12 protein-coding genes are annotated in these 17,930 nt (G+C 54.2%); 5 read left to right on the forward strand and 7 right to left on the reverse strand.

Annotated elements, in window-relative coordinates; translation table 11 throughout:
- The first annotated feature begins 387 nt into the window (after positions 1-387).
- Positions 388-2,538, forward strand: a complete 2,151-nt coding sequence (locus tag RBH20_RS07085) for a hypothetical protein (RefSeq protein WP_306706911.1) — start codon at positions 388-390, stop codon at positions 2,536-2,538.
- A 391-nt stretch (positions 2,539-2,929) separates the two neighbouring features.
- Positions 2,930-4,450, forward strand: coding sequence for an oligosaccharide flippase family protein (locus RBH20_RS07090; RefSeq protein ID WP_306706913.1), 1,521 nt, complete (start codon positions 2,930-2,932; stop codon positions 4,448-4,450).
- Positions 4,451-4,543: 93 nt separating this feature from the next.
- Here the strand turns inward: RBH20_RS07090 and RBH20_RS07095 are convergent, their stop codons facing one another.
- Positions 4,544-5,488 carry a hypothetical protein gene (locus RBH20_RS07095; RefSeq protein ID WP_306706915.1) on the reverse strand — a complete coding sequence of 315 codons (945 nt, stop codon included), beginning with the start codon at positions 5,486-5,488 and terminating at the stop codon, positions 4,544-4,546.
- A 498-nt stretch (positions 5,489-5,986) separates the two neighbouring features.
- Here RBH20_RS07095 and RBH20_RS07100 point away from each other — a divergent pair, with 498 nt between their 5' ends.
- The gene (locus RBH20_RS07100; RefSeq protein ID WP_306706917.1) at positions 5,987-6,826 is read left to right on the forward strand and encodes a hypothetical protein; all 840 of its coding nucleotides are present in this window, start codon (positions 5,987-5,989) and stop codon (positions 6,824-6,826) included.
- Positions 6,827-6,893: 67 nt separating this feature from the next.
- Here the strand turns inward: RBH20_RS07100 and RBH20_RS07105 are convergent, their stop codons facing one another.
- The 4 genes from RBH20_RS07105 to RBH20_RS07120 form a co-directional block, all read right to left on the reverse strand.
- Positions 6,894-8,654: a hypothetical protein gene (locus tag RBH20_RS07105; RefSeq protein ID WP_306706919.1), complete on the reverse strand. Its 1,761-nt coding sequence runs from the start codon at positions 8,652-8,654 to the stop codon at positions 6,894-6,896.
- Positions 8,655-9,196: 542 nt separating this feature from the next.
- Entirely contained in the window at positions 9,197-10,852 is a 1,656-nt protein-coding gene (locus tag RBH20_RS07110) for a GMC family oxidoreductase (RefSeq protein ID WP_306706921.1), read from the reverse strand.
- Positions 10,839-11,381 (reverse strand): gluconate 2-dehydrogenase subunit 3 family protein, encoded by a 543-nt coding sequence (locus RBH20_RS07115; RefSeq protein ID WP_306706923.1) that lies wholly within the window; start codon positions 11,379-11,381, stop codon positions 10,839-10,841. Before RBH20_RS07115 ends, RBH20_RS07110 begins: the two co-directional genes overlap by 14 nt.
- A 203-nt stretch (positions 11,382-11,584) precedes the next feature.
- Positions 11,585-12,484, reverse strand: coding sequence for a glycosyltransferase family 2 protein (locus RBH20_RS07120; protein ID WP_306706925.1), 900 nt, complete (start codon positions 12,482-12,484; stop codon positions 11,585-11,587).
- 403 nt (positions 12,485-12,887) lie between these two features.
- Here RBH20_RS07120 and RBH20_RS07125 point away from each other — a divergent pair, with 403 nt between their 5' ends.
- The gene (locus tag RBH20_RS07125; protein ID WP_306706927.1) at positions 12,888-14,135 is read left to right on the forward strand and encodes an NAD(P)/FAD-dependent oxidoreductase; all 1,248 of its coding nucleotides are present in this window, start codon (positions 12,888-12,890) and stop codon (positions 14,133-14,135) included.
- Between the two features lie 337 nt (positions 14,136-14,472).
- Positions 14,473-15,393, forward strand: a complete 921-nt coding sequence (locus tag RBH20_RS07130) for a glycosyltransferase family 4 protein (RefSeq protein WP_306706929.1) — start codon at positions 14,473-14,475, stop codon at positions 15,391-15,393.
- A gap of 8 nt (positions 15,394-15,401) precedes the next feature.
- On the opposite strand, the gene RBH20_RS07135 is transcribed toward RBH20_RS07130, so the two are convergent.
- Together RBH20_RS07135 and RBH20_RS07140 are read right to left on the reverse strand one after the other, a co-directional pair.
- Positions 15,402-16,430, reverse strand: coding sequence for a DUF1616 domain-containing protein (locus RBH20_RS07135; RefSeq protein WP_306706931.1), 1,029 nt, complete (start codon positions 16,428-16,430; stop codon positions 15,402-15,404).
- Between the two features lie 74 nt (positions 16,431-16,504).
- Entirely contained in the window at positions 16,505-17,875 is a 1,371-nt protein-coding gene (locus tag RBH20_RS07140; RefSeq protein ID WP_306706933.1) for a hypothetical protein, read from the reverse strand.
- Positions 17,876-17,930: the final 55 nt, after the last annotated feature.

Here is a 17,930-nt window from a genome sequence, read left to right on the forward strand (position 1 = left end):
GACCTCCGATATCGATCGAGCCCGGATGAGACGGTTAATATTTGGCTTTCCTACTTCTTTTGACCGTTGTATTCATTACCTTCTACAGTATTGTTATCAATATTTCATTTCTGTCGTAGTATCTGGTAAGTTCCCTGCAAATAAGTGAACCTAGCTAGCTGAATAGCGATAGTAACTGTATCTTACTCGTCGGAACGATATTTCAGGGACTCCCTAATCACCCACACGAGATGTTCAGAGCAGATTCACCCCAATCCAATTTGAAAACAGAGACCACCGAGTGTCGGTATCGACAGATTTCGCTCATCGAGCAGCAAGAAAAGCGCAATTACAGCGGTAGCGGGACAGAAGCCCACGCTCGCAGCTCACAGCAGATATACAGCAATTATGTCTAAGTCATATAACTACAACACCCCTGCAGAAGGGACTCTTGACTGGCATATTCCACTGAATGAGAACTTCAGTGCTATCGAAAGCGATGTCCAAGAACTCGCAAACGAACTCGGTGTCTCCGGAGTGGGCGGATACAACACTCCAGCGGAGGGGTCACTCGACTGGGATAATCCACTGAATGAGAACTTCAGTGCTATCGAAAGCGACGTTCAGACACTTGCTAACGAACTCGGTATCTCTGGCGTTGGCGGGTATAACACTCCCGCAGAGGGAACACTCGACTGGCACGTCCCACTCAATAATAACTTCGAGTCGATAATGGACGACCTCAGCACGGTCTCCGATAATATCGGTGGAGATCAGCTGTCGAAAATGAGCACACTCTCTGTGGCAGACGTTTATTTGTCGTTGGTCAACGATCTTGATGACCGCTCGCAGGCAGTGTATGACGCGACTACATTTGATGGTTCCTCACTTGCTCATCAGGTCGAAAACGCAATGTCAGCAATGGGATCAGAGATCGATGGGCGGGCCGTCTTAGAGGTCCCCGCTGGCACCTATTCTTGGGATAAGACGGTGGAAATCGATACCGGCTCGGTTCTAGGCCCGATGCTCTGCTTCGCGAACGATGCAGCCATAGACGTAACAGCTGACTGGGCATTCAACGTCCGCCGATCGGGAGACGGATCGAACTACTACGGACTGACGAATGACCCACGAAATCAGATCCAGGTATATGGTGGGAAGTGGACACTCCAGGGGACCGGATGGATGTCCGCAGTCGATATCTACCGGGGTTTGATCGCACCAGTCGTCATCAGAGGTGGGACGCACGGCCTGTTGGTTCGGGATGGCCAGGACTTCAGTGAAGGCTGGTCTGTCCGTGATGCGACGTTCGAGGGTGTCTCAGAACCAATCCGATTTAATTGCCAGAGTGGCGACCAGCAGTTGCTCGCAAATCTAACATTCAGAGACTTCCAGACCGGGGTATTCCTCGATCAGGCGTCTGGTCAAAACCTGACTGCATCAAACCTGGTGTTCGAAAGCCCCCGAAGTGACGCTGTCGGGCTCCGCTTCAATAAGTACACTACTGGAACAGTTTATGGCGCAGTGTGGACTGGGTCTACAGGTGCGTTGCTCTGGAACGACGGGAATTACACGCGCCCATCTGTCGTCGATGCCGATATTGCAGACGGCGGTTCACTCTGGAAGGGGCTGGAACCAGACGCCTCTTCAGACGTGCCGTGGCAGCAATGTCAAGACTCACCGGTCGTAGTGGATGGCGGTCCACAGATCACAACGCCAGTCGTTCGAACAGACTCCTACAGTGGCTCGTTGGCAGATCAGATTGAAGCGGCTGCGGGCGATCTGTCAGAGGGAGGGACGATTCTGATCTCTGGACAGGATTCGTATGACATTGGACGAACGATCTCACTGACGCTCGGGGGTCGTGATATCTCGGTCGTGTCTGCATGGAACGTTCGATTCAACGTGACGACCTCCGGGTGGACCTTCGATGTGACTGGTGCCGGTCACCTCGGTATTTACGGCGGCTTCTGGCATGGGCAAAACGACGGGTCGAAGCCGGGATGGTTGACCACTGATGTCCCGAATCTCGACGTAGCTGTCAACGCTGTATGGTTCTTCCCCGGTGGCAGCGGGATCAACGCGACACCTCGTTCCAAGGGGAGCTACCGGATCTTCGATACGCGATTCCACAAGATCTGTGAAACAAACGAGGTCGACCTCGCGAGTAATGCGTGTGTCCAGATTGGTGGCTCCGGATGCGCAGAGCTACTCCTCTCGCATATCGAAACCTCTGAGACGAAACGGTGTTACCGGTTCAATGCCGCAGTTGACGACTTCCACGGTGTCCGTCTTTCCGCACACCCCTGGTCTGAGAACGATGGGGCGAAATTCGCAGAAACAAACGCATCGCTGACTGGAACATGGTTCAACGTGAAATGGGAAGCGCCACGTAACAGCAACAGCATTGTATTCGACAACAGCAACACGTCGTCTCCTGCTGACGCAGTTGAGCCGTGGTCATGGGCAGACGGGGAACCGGTTGAGTTGTGGCGGGGGACAAAGCCACAGTTCTTCCCGGGGATCGACACCCGAGTGGATACGGCCCACATTCCGTAGATCGAGGGACTATCTTCTCTCTGGACTGATACTGTCTATATAAACGTCTTCATCGGTCTTCACGGTCGGCGCCCCCATTCCGTCAATCGTATTAGGTACTTGATTGTGACATTACAAGCGGATTGACACGTCATAATCCGCGACTAACTATTTATTCAGTATGGGTTGCCCAATGTAGACGTGAAACAAAGCATTTTACAGTGCCATGCAAACTCCTTCGGTGGTTCTCAAATCCATATCTATTCAGACATCTCCTCCGATGTCAGAATGGGCGGCCCCCCTATGACACCGATCCGGACCGAGGACACAACCCCCTCTGTGTTCAATATCAAGCAGTCTACTCGCATCCCTTTCTGCAATATTACGGTATGACAAGCGACGCTTGCTAGCGATGAGCGATCAGACGAACTCAGCCATGACTGGCACCGACGAGGACGGATCGATACACAAACTGTACGAACAGATTATCAAAGGAGGCGGTATTGCGTTCGGCGCAAGCCTGTTCGATAAAGCTCTTGGGTTCCTGTTCAACATTGTCGTCGCACGGTTTCTCGGGGCGAGCGGATACGGATTGTTCGTTCTCGGGTGGACAGTCGTACAGTTTGCTCAGCCGATCTCACTACTGGGGTTACCTGACGGTGTCGTACGTTACGTCTCAAAATACCGGAGTGAAGATGCCGATTCACAGGTGCGAGGGACAGTCTTCGCTTCAATAGCTATCACTGGACTACTGGGAATTCTTTTCGGCATACTCATGGTTCTCTTTTCGGGCCCACTGGCAGTACGAGTCTTTGAAGAATCGGCGTTGGTTCCGTTGCTGCCAATCCTGGCTGTGGCCCTTCCGTTCCGTGTACTGTTGACTGCATCAACGTCTGTCGCAGTTGGATTCAAGCGTGTTGGTGTCCAGCAGGGAGTCCTGAATGTCGCCTTTCCGATTCTGAAACTCGGCTTAGTTGCCGGTGCGCTTCTTCTGGGGTATGAACTCAAGGGGATGGTGACAGGGTTTGCTCTGGCCGTCGTTCTTTCAGCGCTACTCGGACTCGGTTTGATTCCGGGCTTATTCGAAGATATTGGCTTCCGCGGCCCGATTAAAGCCGATATTAAAGGATTGCTGAGATACTCGTTTCCGGTGTTTCTCTCGGGGTTCAGCTATCTCGCGCTTAATCAAATGGACCGATTGCTCCTCGGTACGTTTCGCTCGTCGGCAACTGTCGGGATATACAACGCCTCTTCGGTACTCTCACAGCAGGGAGTGATTTTCTTTTCGGCGCTGGTCACGATATTCAATCCAATCGCCTCGGATCTGTATAGCGGTAACAACATCACCAGACTTGAAACCGTGTATCAGACGGTGTCCCGCTGGGTGCTGATTTTCACGTTTCCGGTTGTTGTCATCGGGTCACTGTTCGCAGCCGAACTCCTGCAGTTATTCAATGAACAGTTCACTGAGGGCGTTCCAGTGTTGATCATCTTGTTTGCCGCGCAATTATTGCTAGTCGCGGTTGGACCGGCCGGCGAGCTCTTGCAGATGTCCGGGTTTCAGGATATCGTTCTGGTCGATACAGTGACCATGCTGGTCGCTAATGTCATCCTCAATCTGTTCCTGATACCGCAATACGGTGGTGTTGGAGCAGCGGTGGCGACTGCGATCTCCATTTCGGGAGTCCAGCTAGCCGAGCTCTATCAGACAAAGCAGTACGTCGGTATCCAACCGATCGGGAGGCAGTATATCATCACGCTTGTTATCGGGGGCGTGTTCGCGCTTCTCGCGTACTTGATAGGCCTCCGCTCTTTCTCCCTCCTCCCGCGGATCGGAATGGCACTCGGAATTGCGGTGGTCTATGTGCTGGTCATCTGGATGTTTGCAGTCGTTGATGACGATAAAGACATTTTCCGAGAATTCGTTGGCTGACCCTTCCCCTCATGTTGCAAAGGGGCAAACCGCAAGCGATCGCAGAGATAGTCCCGTTTCAACCCAAGCTACTGTAGTGTTATATCCAGGTCGTCATTCGGTTGTTTCGCTCTCACGTCCCCACGTTGACGCCGCGGTCATGTGACTCCACCACGCTGCATTCATTGGCTGATGGCGATGCTCGGGGATGACGTGAGTGTTAGTCTCCTCGGTGGTTTCAGTATACGATGGCAATACCTCACCTAGTGCCCAGTGCTCCTTTAGCCCAGCAAACTTGAGACGTACAGCCTCAGTCCGTGTCGACGGATGGGCACCAGAGAGTATCGAGACAGCATCTCCTTCCCACTTCTGTCCATCAGCTAATGGGTTTTCCCCGGACCCATCGTATGTTTTGTTCAGCATATACTTCCGGAGTGGTTTCTCCGGAAGGGAATCTTGTACCCGCGATCTTTCAATCAGCGGTCCACCAGAGGCGGGACAGAACACGGTCTGAAACTTCCGGGTCACGATCGTCAAACTCCAGCCACTGAGGAACTCGTTCCATCCATCGATAGCTGGTCTGATCCGACAGAAAACGACTACCTTCTCGACGATCGAGGGGTCAGTGAGATATGCGTCAGCAATAGAACAGAGTGGTCCACCTGCCGCAATCACGAGCGGGTTCTCTCGGGATGCCGCGTTAGCTGCGGCAACTATTCTATCCGTGGCAGCTGAACCAATCGGGTCTGTCTCGTCTATCGCCTCCGATTCCGGTTTCGTGTGCCGGGTGTTCACTCCTGTTTCAGCGGGAGGGAGGTCTGTAAAGCCACTTTCTACTGCCTTCGTGCGGATAAGCCTATGATGGTTCGCGTAGCGGTTTTCGGCCTCCGTTTGCTTTTGTTTGCTATCCCACCAGGGAACACTGGGGAACTCATGAAGGTATCCGTCGAGCTGTATTCCGTTTGAATCACTTGCCATTGCCAGTGCGAGTTCGCCGTTAAAATTGTCCGTCGGGATATCGTTCAGATACACGAACGGATTGGTGTTGTCCACCGCCATCGGTGATGGTAACCGCTGGACAGGCGTCGGTGTGGGCGCTGAATCGGTTTTCGAAGGCGGTTCCTCCGGTGGCGTCGCGGCGGTGTTTTTTCGAGCAGGTGTGGCGGTTGAAGCAGTTCGAGTGGCCTCGGTAGTGGTGCTAGACTCGGACTGCTGTAACCCGGAACAACCGGATATCAGTGGGATCCCGCCTGCTGTGAGAGTTAAGTACGTTCGACGCTTCATTTGTCTTTCATATTGGCCCATATAGTAACATTTCTTTGGGGTGATATGGGTCACTGCCGAGTACGGCTCGACTTTCTTGTTGCTCCGGGAGACAGAATCGCATGCCGTGGGATACGCTGTTTGTGCCGAGTTCGACATACTCGGCCAGGAAGGCAACTGCTACCACCCATACCGAAGCCAGATAGTACAAACCAGCTGGGTCAACCAAAGAATAACAGTACTGTCAGCTGAAGTATGAAATGAGAGAAGAGTAAATAGACTATTCAGTTCACTATGAATACGGGCACACTCAAATCCGTGCTAGTCCCCGCAGTGCTTCCCGCGGTGTTGCTTGCGGGGGTAGAACTCCTTACCGCGTCACCGCTGGCGATCACAGGCCCATTCATTTTTGTCTTTCCGGAAATGACAATCGCAGCAGTTTCCGGCATGTTGCTGGGGCCACTCGCGCTGATCGGAATCGGACTTGGGGTGCTCTTCGATATATTCCTGACCGGAGTAAGCCCCCTTACAGATCTGTTACTACTGACAGTCGGTGGCTGGTGTGCGCTCTTTACCACAGAACGACGGTACAGGGAGCGTCTGGGAGAAACCCAGCTTATCATGCTTCTCCGAGAGTATGGACTGCGCGGAACCGGTGCTGTGCTGTTTTCGGCAGCAGTATTCTCGTGGGTGTACGTGATCACGAATACTGGGCGGTTCTATCCGAGAGCACTCGTGTTACTGGTGAATCTTTTTGTCTCCGTGGTGCTTCTCGGCGGAATCGCGATTAGTCTCTGTTATCCATTGTTTCGAAATTCCCGATTGTACGAGGGGTTGTCGACCATTCGTGCCGTATCCGAGAAAGGGTCATTCCCAAGAACACCAGGCCGGTCTCTCTCTTTCGTCAGTATTGTCTGGTTGCTCACCGGTTCTGGCATCAGCGTTTTCTTCGACGTGCTTGACCTCGTCCCACGATTCGTGTTTCGTCGACGCGGCATCGAAGCCTTACTCTCCCTGAAACAGATCAGTGTAGCGACGGACAGCGGGCAGACGGTTCAGATTCTATATGGTGGCGTCATGCTCGGCCTACTGATCGTGTTGCTGTGGAGCGTACCGGCCACAGATCGTGGGTAGGTTGACTTTGAGTTCAGGTTGTACGGGTCCTGAGCCCCTTATCGAATCGTAAGCGGGACAGTCCCGTTCACGACGACCCGAGGACAACCTCATCACGCTTCCAGAGGATTCCATGCTGTCCTGAATCATACATCTTGTTGTTAGTTGTTGACTCCGCTCGGAGCCACTCTTCAGATATCAGTATCTTCCCACTCTCGAAATCGAATACGACCGGATGGTCAGTCCAGGAGTCCCTGTAGAGGAGATAGCCATTTTCAGCCCGCAATGTCCCATTGTCGACAGTCGCACGTCCAACCGACGTGCCGCCGTAGCGCTCAATCGCGAGCGCATCGACCCAGGCAGTCTGAATGGGAATCCCGTGCGATCGCTTGAACTGATTGAGCTCCTGAAACGATTCCATCTCTGACTCGGAAAACTCGACCTGCCCTTGCGGTGGCCCGTTCGGTGGATCGTGGATCTGATACAGATCGTCACCAGCCCAAACAAACAACGGTGTCGTGGCTGCTAACAACACAAAGACAATGACTGGGACGACCCGGAGTGCAGGTCGAGACGCGGTGCTGCGGACCAGCCGGTACAGACCCAGTCCGAAGACCAGCGGAAAGAAGAACGCAAACGGCATTCGTGACCGAGACAAGCCGGGAAACACGAACGGAGTCTTGAATACGATTGGTGCCGCGAGAACGGCAAGCAGTATCACGCTCAGTGAATGTCTGTACTTCGGGTACCGCTGTAGTAAAAAGGCGAGTCCGATAGCATAGACCGCCGTCATCGAGAGGAGATACAGGCTGTTGACTGAGAGGAGATTCAGTACTGCAGTCTCGACTGTCTGTTCCGGAACGGTGGTTCCAAAGGCGATGAATCCCGCCGCCTCCGACGATGACTCGGCGATCAGGAACCCTTCGAGAATCGAACGGATAGCCAGTGAGAAGTTTATAATAAACGAATCTGCAGCCACAGTCCAGTAGGTTACTGCGGCAATCCACCCCGCAACGAGTGGGAATATCTGTGGATGGAACAGACTGTCACGATTGAACTCGCGATCTCGGAACACACTAACGGCAATCGGCAGTAACGCCAGAATGGTAATTATCGGCGTCAAAAGGATAAACGACAGGTGGTGAGTGAAAACAGCGCTCCCCATCACTAACAGCCCTGTCGCTGTCCAGTTGAGCGGTCGGCTGTTCTGTGACGCTGTCGCTCTGAACCCGATATAGATGACAAATATCAGTAGCGGAACGGCAAGCGCCTGTGGGAAGAAGTACGTCGCAAAGTACGACAGCGGGTACAGAAGTGTTGCACTGAGGGCCACATACAACGCCACTCGAGACCACTGGAGCGCCACCCGCGCGAAGACGTACAGTAACAGAATAACCAGGACGCCATAAACGAGCGTCCCACCAGTCAGAAGGGCACCGTATGCGTCGAGACCCGTTATCGAGCTGAGACTGCCAATAAATAGGTGTAAGCCGGGGAAATAGCTGTACAGGCCATGTCCGATATATTCCCCGCTGATCGCCATGACGCTCCCGTCGGTTAGCAAGCGCTCGATATGATGGACATGAAAGAGCGTGTCTCCGCCAGAGAAGTAAAATCCGAGTGTGAGGTATTTCGTAACCGGCGAAATCAAAAATAAGCTGATCGCCTGTGGGAGTGCAACACGCGTTGTAGCCCCAGCGAGGAGCTGGTACACTACCAGCAGATACCCGAGCGGCAATGCCACCACAAGAACGAGGAGGCGATGGTCCGTCTGATGTGCGACGACAACAGCGGCCAGCGTAATCAGGTAAACGCTTTTATTTGCCCAGCGGAGGGCTGGTCCACTCACGTCCGTTGGCTCTGTAAACTGGTAGCCATAGTAAATCACGCACCCGATGCAGAGTCCGATAAGGGCGTACAGTCCACGGATACCAATGACGGCACTTAGACTGTAACTGACAAAGAGCACAGTCGCCGTTCCCGCGACCAGTGCAGTTGGAAAGAACGCTCGGTGTACCAGTGACCGTATATTCTGTCTCATAGGCGCCAATCACACACTCCAGAATACGAAATGTCACCAACGGGACGCAGTACGCCCTGTTTCTGCTGGCCGTGTAGTCGTGGCGAAGATGGTGACACCCTGAATGCGTGAGCCAGCCACTGTGCCGGTGTTGCGACGACATCCCCCTCACGGAATCGACAGTAGCAGAGTGACGGTTTCACGACACGGCGGTCGCACAGATTATCGGGACAGTGCAGCGTAGTGGATCTACTGCCAGCCACCGGATCCCCTATCTCCTCCTCGTTATGTTCGCCGCCCTGCAACAGACTGCACCGTAAAGACCACCCGGAACAAGCCTTGTTTGTAGTGGCACAGTGCATGAGGATCACTTACAGTGCATTGTCGATGTGCTCTCCGGCTTTCAGTGCCAGTGCCGCGATAGTAAGCGTGGGATTCATTGCGCCGCCCGTCACGAACACGCTGCTCGATGCGATATAGAGGTTGTCGAGGTCGTGTGTCCTGAGTTGCGGCGTAACAACGCTTTTCTCTGGGTTCGTTCCCATTCGCGTCGTTCCCATTTTATGTGAGGCAGGGGGCGGGTCAGCAAGATCGGTTTCAGAAACGATGGTTGCCCCCAGTTCGTCGAAGATATCGTACTGAACCTCTCGGATAAATTCCATCGTTTCACGCGCATGCGAGCCGATATTCCACGAGACATCTGGAACGGGGTTCCCGAAATCGTCGGTCTTCGATTCGTCCAGCGTGACTCGGTTTTCTCTCCGAGGGAGCAGCTCCGGGTTCGCGAGCAGACGGACTCTATTGTTGGGATAGTTTGATTCGATTTTGTCGAGGACTTCGTCTCCCCAACTGTCGCCCATAGCGAAGTCGAACACGTTCTCTCGCGAGGTCATATCACCGCCGCTGAGCATTGGTCTGACGACGGACTCGGGGTTTACGTTCTCGAACACCAGCTTAACGCTGCCCGGTTGCGGATCATCGTGGTCGTAGAACTGGTGTGATTCTCTTGTGTGGTAGCCGATGGGCTCCTGATTCGTCGGCTGCTCTAGTTCTCCAGTCACGGAAACGATAGGCTGGTCCATGAAATACCGGCCGACGGCACCGCTACTATTCGCTAACCCATCAGGATACTGTGGGGACTCGGAGAGCAGTAACAGGCGTGGTGTTTCCACGGCCCCGCAGGCGAGCACGAACGCATCCGCATCCTGACGATAGGTGTCTCCGCTCGGCGTCGCGTACACGGCCGCGTCCACAGTCTCCCCAGTACTGTCGTGTTCGATCCGTTGCACTGGAGCCCGGTCTATGACCCGTGCGCCTTCAGCCTCCGCCTTGCGGACGTGGACATCAGCACTGTATTTTGCCCCCGAAGGGCAGACCGGAATACACGTACTGAATCCAACGCACTGGCTCCGTCCGTCGTACGCCTCCGAATTCCGCGCCTGAGGGGTCGAGTGCATCGTAATCTCGAGTTCATCACAGGCGTCTGCAAACAGTGTATCCGAGTAACTCGCTGGAAAGGCATCCATCGGGTAGTCAGTCTCCCTGGGCGGTTCGAACGGGTTATCTTGCGTGCCGGCGACCCCCATCTCCTGCTCGGCCGCCGCGTAGTACGGCCTGAGATCCTCGTAGTCGATGGGCCAATCCGCTGCGAGACCGTATCTGGTGTTCATTTCGAAGTCTTTCTGATGCAGACGTGGGGTAATGCCCAACCAGTGCAAGGTCGTTCCGCCGACAGCTTTCACGCGCGTCTGATTCAACGGGTAGTACGCCCCACCGGAGGTGACATACTGGTCGCGAGGGCCGCCCATGTTCCAGATATCCAGTAGTGAGCCATGCGGGCGGAGACTCTGCTCCATCTGTTCGAGGCGATTTCCCGGGTCGAACCGCTGTCCTGCCTCAAGTATCACGACATCGTGACCTCGACTCGATAGGGTGTACGCGACCAGCGCACCGGCCACACCTGAACCGACCACACAGACGTCAGCGTCACTCGATGGTCGTCGGTCCGCTGTACTATTCTGTGACATCTGGTGCTGTTTGATACGACTGATAGCCACCCGGGTAGCCGACCGGGTTTTCGATACCAACGAGTTTGCTTCCTTTCGGGGCGGTAAACAGTCCGTACAGAAGCTGATTGATCAGATGATATCGGACACGTTCCGGAAGCGTTCCGGTCGGGTCCGGACTCATTCGGTCGACACCCAGTTCCTGAAGCGCTACTTGCCGGTCTGAAATCGACAGTTCCCAGAACGGCCGGTCGTGGATCTCCCGAACGTGAGCACTGAATGCGTCGATGACCGGAATCAGGCTAGCCTGTTTTTCCGGTCGGAGACCCGTGACGTATTGCTTGACGAATGCAGCGATTCCGGTTACCTCTGTCGGGTACACGACTTCGGCGATCGCCACGACCGTCTGAAGTTGGTCAGTCGAAAACCCAGATTCGTTCTCAATACCTTCATTTTCCGCTGCCTTTCGGTCGGCATACGCGACTCCACTGACCCCGATGCCACCACCCATGACGAGAGCATATAGCGCATCGCGTCTCGTCAGTTCCATTGTCATTTAGTTTGTTCAGCGAATCATTAATCTTTCGCAAATTTGACACCACCTGTCCGCGTAGCCACTATCCACAGACTAGCGAGACAAACTGAACACCGCGTGCCAAGCTACCGGCCCCAGTCGATTTTCCGATCAGTGACAGCAGGCGAGTTGGCTTTTTCACCCAGACGGGTTCGGTTCAAGCGAGTTCCTATCGACACTCAGGGGTATTTTCCTTTGCCGCTTTCCCGTGTGAGTCCATCAAGGAGTCCTTCAGCTAATCCCCGGACACCTGTGAGTTCCCCATAGTATACCCGAATTCCCACCTGCTCGACCATCCAGGCGAACAGATACAGCAGGAACAGATCACTGATCCGCTCCCGAAATTTCTCTCTGAAGAGCACCATGTTCCGGGACCGGTAGTAGGAGTACATCGGCCCAAGTTCCCCTCTCGAACTCTTGCTTTCTTTGTGGTAGATTCGGGACGTGGTGTCCGTCACCAGTTCGTACCCCGCGTCCTGTATCCGGACCGCGTGTTCGACATCATCGTAGTAGAGAAAGTAGTCTTCAGGGAGCAGTCCAACCTCGTCCAGTACATGTGCCGGGAAGAGCAAGCTACAGTTCGGGATGTAATCGTTGTAAATGAGTCCGTCCGAACCGCTAGGTGTAGCGTCAACGTGGTCAGTGTTTCCCGTTTTCCAATCAATCATCCCCTTCTGGAACCAGACAGTGTCGGTATCGGGGTACTCTGTGACTAGCGGTGTGAGCATACCGATGTCCGGGTTCGATTGCATCGTCTCGACGAGGTCAGACAGGAGCGACGCGTCCGGGATGACGACATCGTTGTTCAGTTGCCAGACATACGCAGCACCAAGTTCGAGGGCCTTGCGCGTACCGACGTTCATTCCGCCCGCGTAGCCAAGGTTTTCACCGGTTCTAATCAACTCAACCGATTCGTACTCGGTTTCCAGTCGGTCTGCCGAACCGTCTGTAGACCCGTTGTCGACGAGCACAATGTCGTGGTTCGGGTAGTCCAGCGTAAGCAGTGAATCCAGACAGGCGCGCGTGTCATCGTAATTATTCCAAGTAACAACAGCGGAGACAACGTACGGAGCACCCATTGTATCCGATGTAATGATACTCGGTAATGTAAGTATATTGTATTTTATAGTTTACAAGACGAGTACGACTGCGTTTCGAAACGGCGATGGACCGACGTTATCGAGGGTAAACAGGTTGCAGTGGTCAATCAGGACGGTCACGACCCCCGATAGTATTCCACTACGCGGAGGCAAACTCACAACTGTCGCGATAGACTGGAGTCGCGGGGCTTTAAGCTGCGTGTACGGTTCAGGAGCGGAGGTGAACGACGCCTCCCCCGGCAGGTGTCCGCAGTCCGAATCTGGCCCAGCGGGTGTTTGATAAGACGTAGTCTGGCAGTTTTCGCAGAGCGTGGATCTGATAACCCCGTTCTGTCCCGTAAATTGATATATCCGGGATGAATATGTCACCTCACCGAATACTATGACGACTGTAACAGTGATTGGTGCGGGCGTGGCCGGGTGTACAACGGGGTACCTTCTCAGCGAACGCGGGTACGACGTAACGGTTCTCGAGAAGGGGGAAATCGGTGGGCTTCTCAGAGAGATCGAATTTGATTCAGGGTATCACTGTGACTCTGCACCACATCTTCTCTTTTATGACTCTGAGGAAGAGGCGATTGTGGGTGACCTGTTTCGGCGATTTACCGACCTAGACGACCATACGTTCTATGCGAAAACATATCCAACAGGAACGATAGACGAACCACACAATTACCCCGTCACACGGTCGAATATATCGCTCTGGGACGACGCCGAAGAGATCGAAGAAGAGTTAGCGGCCGCGGAAGGGAAAACTGACGCCGATTACTTCGAGTCATATATGCGTCGGCAGGTCGGAGAGCGGCTGTACAACCGATATTACAAGAACTACACAAACAAGCACTGGGGGATCGACCCTACCCGCATTACTGGCGACTGGTTCGATTTCAAAATCAGTTTTCCCGACACTGAGGATTCGTTTTTCGATGGAGCCGCGAAGTATCCACAGAAGAAGTATTCGACAGTCCTCAAGGAGATGGTTGCGGATTGTAATGTCATTTACGACGGGGCAACCGGATTCGAGACGGCCGGAGCTGAAATCGAAGGTGTCACGACCGAGAGTGGGGACGTGATCTCTAGTGACATATTCGTCAGCACAATCGATCCAAGCTTGCTGGTAGATGCTGACGAATCCTTACAGTATCGGAGTATGGCAATACTGGGCGCCCACATCGAAGCGTCCGAGAGACTGTTCCCCGAACACGTGAGTTGGGGGTATTTCCCGAACGACTACGAGTTTACCCGTATTACTGACTACGATTTCACGCCGCAGGACATCCCGGACGGCGAGTACATTTTGACCGTCGAATTCCCATGTTTCATCGATGAGGATATCTGGGGTCGCTCTACAGAGTGGTTCGAGGAGTCCCTGCTCTCGTTCCTCAACGAACAGGGCGTTGAGGCCACGGTGAAAGACGCAAAGGTGCGGCGTGCGCCGCGGGCCTATCCGCTCCCCGTCGAATCAGAGATAGAGACGTTCAACGAGATGAACGGCCAACTGAACGCGTATGAGAATATGTTCAATCTCGGTCGAGTAAGTACCTACGAGTATATCTGGATCAAAGACATCGTCCAGCAGGCACATGAAACCGTAGATGAGGTGACCGCCGCGACACCACTGCAATCGTAGTGACAAGCACAACAGTCATTGCCAGACCGCGCCCGAATTACGTCCTACTCAAGTCGTGAACGTCCTCCAGATCACACCAACAAACGTCTATCCACCGTCTGACGGCGGCCAGCACAGGAGCCATGGGCTCGTCACGTCGTTTCCCACCCATGGGGATGCCGTATATCGATACTGTCAGGGCGGACACCTCCAAAACTACTTCCGCGGCAGTCTACAGCAGACGGTCTCGATCGAGGAGAAGTACCAAGAGTTGCAGCATCTGCATCCGGTATTCGATCTCACCCGACTCCCCGAACTGTTTGGATTGCCGAACGTTTTTTTGGGAGCGTCGCTCCGCTTGCTGAAGCCTACAGTTTTCCAGCGGCGAATCAACTGGGCTGATGTCATACTCGTCGAACTTCCGTGGCAGGTGCCAGCCGTCACATCCCTGGCAGACGGCACCCCGGTCGTGTATTCGAGTCACAACGTCGAACAGGAACGGTTCGAATCAACCAGTAGCGGCTTCATCGGAGACCAGTTTACCAGTCGGGTCTCAATGATCGAACGGACGGCACTCGAACGGGCCACAGCAGTTGTCTGTACGTCCGAGCGCGATGTTAGCGAATACCGCCGCCGATACGGCGTGAAGACGAACTATATTGTCTCCCCGAACGGCGTCAGCAGAGAAGCGTTATCGAGTGGGGGATCACAGCGGGAGTCGTCGGGAACAGTTTGCGGGGAACACGACATCAGTGCAGACATGATCGGGCTGTTTATTGGAACGGACTACGGCCCGAATCGTGAGGCGGCACGCGAGCTAGTTCGGGTCGCCACGGAGGCGGCCGAGCGAGGACTCGATATCCACTTTCTGATCGTCGGCAGCGTTGGTGAGTCCATATCCACTGACCGAGACAACGTCACTTGCACCGGGTTTGTGTCCGATCTTGACCCATACTTTGCGGCGGCAGATATCGGATTGAATCCAATCGAATCCGGGAGCGGCACGAACATCAAACTCCTCGAATATCTTGCCAAAGGTCTTCCCGTGGTGACCACTGCGTTCGGACGGCGGGGATTCCAGATCGCCCACGAGCAGGAAGTTCTCGTTGTTCCAGTCACCGGGTTCACCGACGCGATTGCGCGTCTGGTCTCGGACGGGGCCCTTCGCGAACAGTTGGCCGCTAACGGCCGCGAATACGTCCGTGAGACGCATCTATGGGAGCAGATATCCACGGAGTTGCGCGCTCAACTCAGTACAGTCATCACCGAGGGTTCGTAGCGGGCCAGTCACCCAGAAGTGGTTACATTAATCCAGAGATGAGTCTCGCGATACGCGTTCGCAATCGTCGGCTCTCTTGGTGGTTCGCCGCGATAGAGCAAATACGCCAATCTGAGTCGCGGACCGGTCAGTTTTGGCGCGACGCTGTGTGGAACCGTGTCACTCTGGTTGTGTGCGAGCGTAACTGAAAGCCGATATAGCTCGCTCTCGCGTACAGTCATCGTCCCATCGTCTGATACTTCCTGAAGTTCGACGACGGTCGTGTATCTGATCGTCTCGTGCTCATGGTTTTCTAGCCCAAGGACGACCTGCCTCTGTTGGCCGCTCGTGAATTCTGTGGGATAGTCTCTGGCAACAAGGTCGCCATCAGCTGTTTCGGTCAGCAGATACATCTCTGTGATCCCCTCCTCGCCGGTTGGCCCGCCGACGCCAAACCCGAGGGTTATAGCTGTGATCACAACCCCGACGATCAGCAGTATATTCAGTCCAAGGTCGACCCGGGTCGGCGGGTTTCCGAGTCGGTGACGGATAGTTCGGTACCAGGGCCCGATGGGGACGGTATAGCGATCCTCGGCCGGAAGTGCCCTGCGTCGTTTTATACCGACCACAGTGGCAAGGAGCACGAACCCGGCGATAGTGACGAACAGTGTGACGGTTCTAAACTCCCAAGGAGATATCTCGAGAAACAATCCGCAAAAGATAACGAGCGAAATGCTCGTCGCAAGGGAGAGAGTGAACCGTTCAATCCCGTCGACTTGGTCACTAATACTTCCCGTCGTCTCATCAGCGTCGACGCCAGCAGATGTCGGATGATTCTGTGGTGGTGCCCCGGGAAATAGGACGGCAATAAGTGCGTAGCCCGGAATGAACAGGACAAACGGAACGCCGACAATGACTCGCAACGGGGACGAACGGAGAACAGGCACGAACACTGTGAGGCCAGTCGCGGCTACATAGAGGAGAACAACCAGCAGATCAGCGGGGACTGCGTGCACAAATCCGGGAAGCAACCGAACAAGAAACGATCTGTTCGACATCTAGTGTGTTTGGTTCATTGATCCATAATATTAGTATCCCTAGATGGTTCAGGCCTTGCTCAGCCTCGACAGCGCTACAACCTCGATAGTTTGTATCCGACCACTGGGTCACCGACTGTCGTATCGTTCTCCACGACATCGATCTTATACTCATCGTCAGTGCTGTCCCACCGAACGGATGAGTTGACGCTAACACAGCAGTCGTTCGCACCGTTGCCTGTCGGGTCCAGATGGACACTCAAGTGAGTGCCTGGTTCGGAGATCCCTGTGGCGATAGTTGCCTCTCCATCTGTAAGCGTCACCGATCCGGTGGTTGCTTCACGCGACTTTGTATCAATGTCTAACTGTTGTTCCGTCCCATCGTCTTTGATCGCTTTGAGGGCTCCGCTATTCGCATCTGTGAACAGTTTGACCCCCGTTTCCGGCGGGGACGGGGATGACTTCGGGATGAACGTGATATCCGTCGTTTCACCGCGGGCTTTCGGGAGCCACGAATTCCCCTTTACTGACATCGAAAAGTAAAACAAATTCGTCAGGTGTACCCTAGCTTCGGTTTCGGGCTCAGCAAACGTCCACCGCATCGCAGTAATAGGGGGAGACGCATCAGTCAGGTCCAAGATAACGACTGCATCCGAGTTGTTCTCCTTCGTCGCAACCTGTTCCCAGTTCCCACCAGAAGACCGTACTTCGATGGAGAGATATTGTGGTTTCGCCTGATCCCGGAACATCACCATCGCTCGTCCGGGTCCCCAGTCTTCGGAAAGGTCTTCGATAGTAATCTGTGCCGGGAAGTCTTCTGATTGGTTCCAACCGGCCCAGAGCTTTGGCCCAGGCTTGAATAGCGTGTGGAGTCCCGCACCGGCACTCAACGGAGTGTGGCTGACGTCGGCCCACGCATCAGCAAATCCGAGTACATTGTCCTGTGCCCCAACCGCATCAGTTGCGTGTGGATGCATTCCGGGCAGTATCATGTCGTGGACATGGTTGTTCGTGTCATAGGGTCCTTTGAGCGTTCCATTGGACAACTGAACGCTACCGGACAGTTCCAGTCGCTGCGTCTCGCTATCGAAGGTCGCATCGAACTCCTCGTTGTCACCAAATGTCACTGTCTGGTCCGTTCCAACATGGAGCGAGTCGACAGCTAATGAGCCCAATGTCGCGTCAATGCCAGTAATATCGTCACTCTGTATCGCAGTGTCTACGCCGACAGTGTCCGAATCCCGCTGCTCTATCGAGGTCGCCCCGGTAAAATCAAGCTTCGTAACATCAGCACTTACGCGAGAGCCGTCCTGCAGCACGTCAATACCGGTACCGCTGTTCCCGGTAAGCCCTCCACAGCCGGCGAAAAGAGAGAGTCCGGAAAGCCCTGTCACAGCTAGGAGTTTTCGCCGAGAGAGTGCAGTTGTCTCTATCTGTGCCGACCGTGAGTCCCCTGCCCCAGTCATTGAAGCAGGCATTCACTTTACTAGATCATAATTATAAGCCGCATACTGGAGGACG

Origin of the sequence: Haloarcula sp. H-GB4 (assembly GCF_030848575.1) — an archaeon.
In the GTDB taxonomy this organism is placed as follows: domain Archaea; phylum Halobacteriota; class Halobacteria; order Halobacteriales; family Haloarculaceae; genus Haloarcula.

Excerpts from the sequence above, each read along its gene's own strand:
- RBH20_RS07135 (WP_306706931.1), bottom strand. The coding sequence starts at position 16,430 with ATGTCGAACAGATCGTTTCTTGTTCGGTTGCTTCCCGGATTTGTGCAC.
- RBH20_RS07120 (WP_306706925.1), bottom strand. The coding sequence starts at position 12,484 with ATGGGTGCTCCGTACGTTGTCTCCGCTGTTGTTACTTGGAATAATTAC.
- RBH20_RS07115 (WP_306706923.1), bottom strand. The coding sequence starts at position 11,381 with ATGGAACTGACGAGACGCGATGCGCTATATGCTCTCGTCATGGGTGGT.
- RBH20_RS07110 (WP_306706921.1), bottom strand. The coding sequence starts at position 10,852 with ATGTCACAGAATAGTACAGCGGACCGACGACCATCGAGTGACGCTGAC.
- RBH20_RS07085 (WP_306706911.1), top strand. The coding sequence starts at position 388 with ATGTCTAAGTCATATAACTACAACACCCCTGCAGAAGGGACTCTTGAC.
- RBH20_RS07100 (WP_306706917.1), top strand. The coding sequence starts at position 5,987 with ATGAATACGGGCACACTCAAATCCGTGCTAGTCCCCGCAGTGCTTCCC.
- RBH20_RS07140 (WP_306706933.1), bottom strand. The coding sequence starts at position 17,875 with ATGACTGGGGCAGGGGACTCACGGTCGGCACAGATAGAGACAACTGCA.
- RBH20_RS07125 (WP_306706927.1), top strand. The coding sequence starts at position 12,888 with ATGACGACTGTAACAGTGATTGGTGCGGGCGTGGCCGGGTGTACAACG.
- RBH20_RS07095 (WP_306706915.1), bottom strand. The coding sequence starts at position 5,488 with ATGGCGGTGGACAACACCAATCCGTTCGTGTATCTGAACGATATCCCG.
- RBH20_RS07090 (WP_306706913.1), top strand. The coding sequence starts at position 2,930 with ATGAGCGATCAGACGAACTCAGCCATGACTGGCACCGACGAGGACGGA.